Consider the following 8,170-nt stretch of genomic DNA (forward strand, 5'->3'; position numbering starts at 1 on the left):
GATTTTATTACTGATGTTTGTACTTTAAATTTAAATGTTTTATAAATGATTAGACGGGAACTAATGGCCCAAACCAAATGGATTCTTCTTGCGCTGTTTATCTCATTTGTTCTTGTACTGTTTTTTGAAGGTACTGTCAGCAGTGGCTGTATTATTTTAAAAGCGCAAAATACGTTCTTAGGATTAAATTTGTTTTTGGAAATTTTAATTTTCTTCACCTTTAGTACCTTCGTGGTATTTGGTACTAAAGGTTTTTTTGAGTTGTACTCTCAAAAATTATCAAATTATATTGTCCTCGTCTCGGGGATAATATTGATATTTGTGATTTGTATATTATGTTATCAAATCGTAGTACAGGAATAGGTCATTCCGCTAATCATTTTAAAAAAAGCATTCTAGTCATAGGATGCTTTTTTATTTCAAAAAAAAACACCTGCAAAATAATTTACAAGTGTTTAATTAGTTTAATAATCTCTGTCGCATTTATCTTTTAACTAATTTCCCTTTTTTATCGATAGGAATATTGGTTTTGACAATTGATTTTGGCTGTAGATCATTCAAAATATTTAAAGCTTCTTCAACATAAATGTCTTTCGATAAATTTTCATGCCATTTTTCTCTTTTTTCTTTTAGAATAGGATCTTTACTTATTGCTTCTAATTCATATGGCAATGAATTAAAATTTAAATTATTTTTATAATCAGCGATTGGTTTAAATTTTTTGGCCGTTTCTTCAGTCAAATTTTGGGCAATTTTAAATTTATCGATATTCAGGCTGTACTCTTTTTCAGCGCTTCTGCTGTCAATCCATTTTGCGTTTTCTTCGATTAATTTAAATTGAACATTATTTTCAATTCTCTTTTTGCTATTGATAACAGCTTCATCAAATCTTGAAGTGCTGTCCCAAACTTTATAAACAGCTGAATCTATTTTATCCCAAGTCAAAGCATTCGCTTCATCACGTTCCCCCTTTTTTAAATAAGCATAACGATCCGGCATTACCACGTCACTGCTTACTCCCTCTAATTGAGTAGAACCGCCGTTGATTCTATAAAATTTTTGAATAGTTGTCTTTAAAGCTCCAAAATCTCCGTAAATATTATTCTTAATATATTGATTCAGGCCGATTACTCTTTGAACGGTTCCTTTACCAAAGGTTTGTTTACTGCCGACTATTATCCCGCGTTTATAATCCTGAACTGCTGCTGCCAATATCTCAGAAGCAGAAGCAGAGAATTCATTTACCATAATTACCAAGGGACCGTCCCATTCTATTTTTTTATCAGTATCATACAGAATTTCTTTTTTTAAAGCTGACCTAACCTGAACTATGGGTCCTTCCTCTATAAATAAACCTGCAATTTTTACAGCTGTTTCCAATGAACCTCCGCCATCGTCACGTACGTCAAGAACAATTCCTTTCACGCCAGCTGTTTTTAAACGATCTACTTCCTGAGCCATATCTTTAGCGGCGTCTCTTCCCTTTCCGTCTTTGTTTTCGAAATCGACATAAAATTTAGGCAGATAAATAATGCCGTATTTTAGACCGTTTTTCTCAATAACACTTGATTTTACATACGTTTCTTCAATTTCAACAATGTCTCTAATGATTGGAATAATTTGAATCGTACCATCTGCTTTTTTTACAGTAAGACGGACTTCGGAACCTTTTGGACCTTTAATTTTTTTTATAACATCTGGCAGACGCATACCTACAATATCTAAAGCAACGCCATTTGACTGAGCTACTTTAATAATTAAATCTCCTTTCTCCAATAGTTTCCCTCTCCATGCCGGACCTCCAGAAATAAGCTCTAAGACTTCAATGTAATCGTTCTTCTTTTGTAATTGAGCACCAATACCTTCAAATTTACCGCTTATGCTTACATCAAATTTTTCTTTTTCTTCTGGAGCAAAATAAGTAGTATGAGGATCGAATCCCGACATAATAGAATTAATATACAATGCAAACCAATCCTCTCTTTTTAATTCATTCATAGATCCAAAAGATTCATTCAATGACTTCATAGAACTTTCTCTTGTCTCTGCTTCCAGAACGGCATCCGTTTTTATTATATATTTTGAATCCTTTAACTTCTTTTCGTTTTCCAATTTTTTCTTGTCTGTAAAAGAGGAAAGCGTAGATAATTTAATTTGTTTTCTCCATTTTTCTTTTAATTCTATATTATTTTTAGCATATGGTGCCTTATCATAATCGACATTAAAACTCTCTTCAATTTTATAATCAAAAGGAGTGTTTAATATTTCTTTATATATTTTATTTCCCTCGCCCTTACGAAGCATCAAACGGTCATAAGTCAGATTAAAGAAAGTCAGATCTTTGTTCATTAACTGATCATCCAGCTCCAGTTCGTATTTAGAAAACTCTATTATATCCGACTGCAGGAAAAAACGTTTGGACGGATCCAAAGCTTTTATATACTCGCCATAAACTCCTTTTGAAAAATTATCATCAATAGCTGCAGGACTATAGTGCCCTTTGTTTATTACAAACATCAATACCTCCATCAGCAGTTTATCTTTATCGGGATCAATTGCTTTTTTGGAATTGTTTAAATCACTTGTAAATGCATATAGGCTGACCGAAAGGCATACTACAGCTATGAGTTTTTTGTAATTTTTCTTCATATAAAACCTTTTATTTTTGACTCCCAACAGCACTTGGAACTAGATAAATTCACTTATAAATACTAGCATCTATACTGTTTTATTAATATGTTTTTAGATAAAACTAAAATATTTCTTTTAAAAAAACACATTATAATAACAGCTTCTTAATTTTTAAATCTCAAAAATATTTCGCTAAAGATATAAATTAGTTTTTCTAACTTAAAAAAATCAATCAAACGAAAGACCGTTTATTCTATTATTTAACATTTATCACTTCTATTAACAAAAAAAAACGCTCCAAAAATTGAAGCGCTTTCTATTATTATAAAATAATTTAAATTTATGATTTAACCAGCTTTCCTTTTTTATCACCAGGAATACTGGTTTTTACAATTGCTTTTGGCTGTAAATCTTCCAAAACATTTAAAGCTTCTTCAACATAAATGTCTTTTGACAGACTTTCGTGCCATCTATCTCTTTTTTCTTTCAGAACTGGATCTTTGCTAAATCCTTCTAATTCATATGGCAATGAAGTGAATTTTAAATTGTTTTGATAATCAATAATAGGTTTAAACTTTTTAGCAGCTTCCTCTATTTGATTTTGAGCTACTTTAAATTTATCTGCATTCAAGCTGTAAGTATTCTCATGGCTTCTGCTATCGATCCATTTTGCATTTTCTTCAATCAATTGAAATTGAATATTTTTCTCAATTCTTTGTTTACTATTAGCAACCGCCTGATCAAATTTTGAATTTTTATCCCATACCGTATATGGAGCTGGATCAATTTTGTCCCATTTCATTGCGTTCTCCTCATCACGTTCACCCATTTTTAAATATGCATAACGATCCGGCATAACTACATCGCTGCTTACTCCTTCTAATTGTGTTGAACCTCCATTAATTCTGTAAAATTTCTGAGTGGTTGTTTTCAGCGCACCTAAATCTCCTGTAGAATTATTACGTACAAATTGATTCAAATCTATCACGTTTTGAACAGTTCCTTTACCATAAGTCTGTTTACTTCCAATGATAATTCCTCTTTTATAATCCTGAATAGCTGCAGCCAAAATCTCTGAAGCAGAAGCAGAAAATTCATTTACCATGATTACCAATGGACCATCCCACTCGATTTTTTTATCCGTATCATACAGAATCTCTTTTTTCTTTCCTGCTGATTTTATTTGAACAATTGGCCCCTGCTCAATAAACAAGCCTGCAATATCAACAACAGTAGACAAAGATCCTCCGCCATCATCGCGAACATCAAGAGCAATACCTTTCACGCCTGCTTTTTTCAATCTGTCGACCTCAAGTGCAATGTCTTTACCAGCATCTCTGCCGTCTTTGTTTTCAAAATCGATATAAAATTTAGGAAGATAAATTACTCCGTATTTGTTACCATTCTTTTCAACCACACTTGATTTCGCATACGTTTCTTCAATCTCAACAATATCGCGTATTATAGATATAATCTGAATAGTTCCATCAACTTTTTTAACTGTCAGACGAACTTCAGAACCTTTTGGCCCTTTAATTTTTTTAACAACATCATCCAGACGCATTCCAACCACATCAACCGGCACACCATTACCCTGAGCGACTTTCATTACTAAATCTCCTGCTTCCAGCTGTTTTCCTCTCCAAGCCGGCCCGCCTGATATTAATTCTGAAATTTCAGTGTAATCATTTTTCTTTTGCAGTCTGGCACCAATTCCTTCAAGTTTACCGCTCATGCTCACGTCAAATCTTTCCTTTTCTTCTGGAGCAAAATAAGTAGTATGTGGGTCAAAACGAGACATAATTGAATTGATATATAATGTAAACCAATCGTCTCTTTTTAATTCATTCATAAACCCAAAAGAATCATTCAATGAAGTCAAAGAACTCTCTCTGGTTTCTGCTTCTAAAGCTGCATCACTTTTTTCTACATATTTTGGATCTTTCAATTTCTTATCCTCTTCCAGTTTTTTCTTATCTGTAAAAGACGAAAGAGTAGATAATTTAATTTGTTTTCTCCATTTTTCTTTTAGTTCAGTGCTGTTTTTAGCATATGGCGCTTTATCATAATCCACATTGAAATCTTCATCAACACTATAGTCAAAAGGTTTGCTTAAGATATCTTTAAATATTTTTTTGCTTTCATCCATACGAAGCATTAAACGATCATATGTAAGATTAAAAAAGGTTAAATCTTTATTATTCAATTGATCATCTAATTCCAATTCGAATTTGGAAAACTCATTAATATCTGACTGCAGGAAAAAACGTTTGGACGGATCCAATGCTGCAATATAATCTTTGTAGACTCCTTTTGAAAAATCATCATCAACAATAGCAGGATTATAATGCCCTTTCTCAATTACAAAAGTTAATAATTCCAAAAGCAGTTTGTCTCTATCCGGATCTATAGCTTTTCTAGAATTAATATTAAACGCAAATAAGGTAACCGATAGGCATACCACTGCTATAAGTATTTTATAATTTCTTTTCATAAAGCTTACAATAGAATTCATCAATTTTTTTAAACTAAGTTACGTTAAAAACCATGCCAACCCCTTACAATACTACATAATTTTTTGTTAAAGGTATAAAATAGATTTTTTCTCTTTCTTCAAATTTGGCACAAAAATATATTTTATTTGTTCGCAATATAAGATTTTGTGTTAGTACATTTGTTTTCAAATACAATTTTTATCAAAAAATTATTCTTTTTAACATCCCTCCAATGAAAAATGAAAGGCCTTTAATACTAATAACAAATGACGACGGAGTCGCTGCTCCCGGAATAAGAACTTTAATCGAAGTAATGGCCGAAATAGGCGACATTATTGTTGTCGCTCCAGACAAACCTCAAAGCGCTATGGGTCATGCCATCACAATAAACGACACTTTACATCTCAATCAAATTTCCAAAGACACTGATGCAATTACTGAATACAGCTGCTCCGGCACACCTGTCGATTGTGTAAAAATTGCAGTACACGAAATTCTAAAACAAAAACCGGATTTATGCGTTTCGGGTATCAATCATGGCTCCAATTCGTCAATAAACGTTATCTATTCCGGAACGATGAGTGCCGCCGTCGAAGCAGGAATAGAAGGTATTCAGGCGATTGGCTTTTCTTTATTGGATTATGACTGGAATGCCGACTTTACACAAATCAAATCCTACATCAAAACAATTACACTAGAAGTTTTGAAGAATAAACTGCCAGAAGGTGTCATCTTGAATGTGAATTTTCCAAAATTAAAGGAAAAAGAAATCAAGGGAATCAAAATCTGCCGTCAGGCGAATGCCATCTGGACCGAAAAATTCGACAAACGCCAAACCCCGCAGGGCAAAGACTATTACTGGCTGACTGGAGAATTTGTCAATCAGGACAAAGGGGAAGACACTGATGAATGGGCACTGCAAAACGGATTTATTTCCATAGTTCCTGTACAATTTGACTTAACGGCACACTACGCCATACAAAACCTGACCAATAGAGACTGGATTAAATAAAAGAGACTAAAATGAATAAAAAAGATTTACTCATCGGATTTATAATAGGAATTGCAGCTTCCTTTCTGGGAATGTTTCTCTACATCACGCTTGTAACCCACTCGGATTTTACAGCCGGAATTCAATCCATGAAAAGAGAAGGCCACCTCGGAAAAATAGTAACTCTCGGTTCCATACTTGATTTAATTGCCTTTGGCATATTACTGAAAATGAATAAAGAACTTATGGCAAGAGGTGTCGTTTTGGCAGTTATTATCCTGACCATTGTTACTCTGTTTCTTTAACCATAAAACCGCTAAGACGCTAAGTTTCTGAGATGCTAATGAAAAATCTTAGAAACTTAGTATATTCGTACTTTCTTTGTTTACCAAAAAAATAAAAAATGAAATACTACATTATTGCAGGAGAAGCTTCAGGAGACTTACACGGTTCCAATTTAATGAAAGCTCTTTACGAAGAAGACCCAAATGCCGATATCCGTTTTTGGGGTGGCGACTTGATGCAGAATGCAGGCGGAACATTGGTAAAACACTATCGCGATTTGGCTTTTATGGGTTTTGTTGAAGTGCTTTTCAACTTGAAAACCATTTTAAACAACATCACTATCTGCAAAAATGATATTACTCAGTTCAAACCGGACGTCATTATTTACATTGATTATCCTGGTTTCAACATGCGGATTGCCAAATGGGCCAAAGAAATTGGACACAAAAACCATTACTATATTTCTCCCCAAATCTGGGCTTGGAAAGAAAACCGAATCAAAGCAATTAAACACGACGTAGACAAAATGTACGTGATTTTACCTTTTGAAAAAGACTTTTACGAAGTTAAACACAAATTTCCGGTTGAGTTTGTCGGTCATCCCTTAATTGATGCCATCCACAATCAATCGAGTATTGATGCCAATGTTTTCAGAGCCGAAAATCATTTATCCGAAAAACCAATCATCGCCATTTTGCCGGGAAGCCGCAAGCAGGAAATCAGCAAAATGCTGTCGGTAATGCTAAGTATTGTCAAGGATTTTCCAGATTATCAATTTGTGATTGCAGGAGCGCCAAGTCAGGAATTATCATTTTACCAGCAATTCATATCAGGCGAAAACATAAAATTTGTTTCCAATAAAACCTATGCTTTATTGCGCAACGCTACAGCCGCACTGGTAACTTCAGGGACGGCTACGCTTGAAACGGCACTTTTTAAAGTTCCCGAAGTCGTTTGCTACAAAGGCAGCTGGGCTTCCTACCAAATCGCCAAACGCATCATCACGCTGAAATACATTTCGCTTGTCAACCTAATCATGGACCAAGAAGTGGTAACCGAATTAATTCAGGACGACTGCTCAAGCAAACGCATCCGCGAAGAATTAACCAAAATCCTCGAACCCAATTACCGCAAAACCCTGCTCGAAAACTACGATCTGCTCGAAGAAAAATTGGGCGGAATTGGTGCGAGCAAAAAAACGGCGCATTTGATTGTTGATTCAATAAAATAACTCTCATTTTGGAGCGCCTCCGTAAAGAAAAGAAGCCTAAATCATCCCAAATACAAAATCAGCTTTCACACAAATCTCTTGTAGCATGTATGGCCGTTTCACAACTTAAAAAATAAGTAGTATTGGTCAAAAAATGCAAAACGTTTAAATTGATTTCTAACATATTGCGAATTTAATATTTGTTAAAAGTAGTTAAAATTAAACAAAGAGTTAGTTGTGCAACTGCCACAAGTGTTATGCGATCGGCTACTTTTTTATTCTATTTATTTTTTCGTTTAAATTAGCAATCCGTTTTCTTTCAGATGCTTAAATATGATTTTATCAACTTCCGATATTATGTTTAAATCTTTATAATTTAACCATCTAATTTCTTCTATTTCATTATTTTCTTTTACATTTCCAATGTAATTAGCTTTATAACACGTCATTTTTACAATTACTCCTTCAATAGCTCCGTCTGATTGAGCTTTAAACGTTCCAATATATTCGATAGATTCACTTATTATTTCGACACTTAATTCTTCTTGAATTTCTCTA

General features: G+C 33.7%; 5 protein-coding genes and 1 pseudogene. 3 read left to right on the forward strand and 3 right to left on the reverse strand.

Annotated features, from left to right (window positions below; all coding sequences use genetic code 11):
* Positions 1-483: 483 nt before the first annotated feature.
* Positions 484-2,649, reverse strand: a complete 2,166-nt coding sequence (locus IRZ80_RS08845) for a carboxy terminal-processing peptidase (protein WP_194641199.1) — start codon at positions 2,647-2,649, stop codon at positions 484-486.
* Positions 2,650-2,971: 322 nt separating this feature from the next.
* Positions 2,972-5,146, reverse strand: coding sequence for a carboxy terminal-processing peptidase (locus IRZ80_RS08850; RefSeq protein WP_194641200.1), 2,175 nt, complete (start codon positions 5,144-5,146; stop codon positions 2,972-2,974).
* 212 nt (positions 5,147-5,358) lie between these two features.
* On the opposite strand from IRZ80_RS08850, the gene surE reads away from it, so the two are divergent.
* The 3 genes from surE to lpxB all read left to right on the forward strand — a co-directional run bounded on the left by surE (position 5,359) and on the right by lpxB (position 7,633).
* Complete coding sequence (surE, locus tag IRZ80_RS08855) at positions 5,359-6,138, forward strand: 5'/3'-nucleotidase SurE (RefSeq protein ID WP_194641201.1); 780 nt, start codon at positions 5,359-5,361, stop codon at positions 6,136-6,138.
* Positions 6,139-6,149: 11 nt separating this feature from the next.
* Positions 6,150-6,422: a hypothetical protein gene (locus IRZ80_RS08860; RefSeq protein WP_194641202.1), complete on the forward strand. Its 273-nt coding sequence runs from the start codon at positions 6,150-6,152 to the stop codon at positions 6,420-6,422.
* A 98-nt stretch (positions 6,423-6,520) separates the two neighbouring features.
* Positions 6,521-7,633, forward strand: a complete 1,113-nt coding sequence (gene lpxB, locus IRZ80_RS08865; RefSeq protein WP_194641203.1) for a lipid-A-disaccharide synthase — start codon at positions 6,521-6,523, stop codon at positions 7,631-7,633.
* Positions 7,634-7,908: 275 nt separating this feature from the next.
* Here the strand turns inward: lpxB and IRZ80_RS08870 are convergent.
* Positions 7,909-8,170 (reverse strand): annotated as a pseudogene (locus tag IRZ80_RS08870) (DNA mismatch repair protein MutT); the annotation flags it as partial.

Origin of the sequence: Flavobacterium sp. HJJ (genome assembly GCF_015351475.1) — a bacterium.
Taxonomy (GTDB): domain Bacteria; phylum Bacteroidota; class Bacteroidia; order Flavobacteriales; family Flavobacteriaceae; genus Flavobacterium; species Flavobacterium marginilacus.

What these genes read in the sequence shown, in the direction of transcription:
- IRZ80_RS08850 (WP_194641200.1), bottom strand. Translation starts at nt 5,146, where the DNA reads ATGAATTCTATTGTAAGCTTTATGAAAAGAAATTATAAAATACTTATA.
- surE (WP_194641201.1), top strand. Translation starts at nt 5,359, where the DNA reads ATGAAAAATGAAAGGCCTTTAATACTAATAACAAATGACGACGGAGTC.
- IRZ80_RS08860 (WP_194641202.1), top strand. Translation starts at nt 6,150, where the DNA reads ATGAATAAAAAAGATTTACTCATCGGATTTATAATAGGAATTGCAGCT.
- IRZ80_RS08845 (WP_194641199.1), bottom strand. Translation starts at nt 2,649, where the DNA reads ATGAAGAAAAATTACAAAAAACTCATAGCTGTAGTATGCCTTTCGGTC.
- lpxB (WP_194641203.1), top strand. Translation starts at nt 6,521, where the DNA reads ATGAAATACTACATTATTGCAGGAGAAGCTTCAGGAGACTTACACGGT.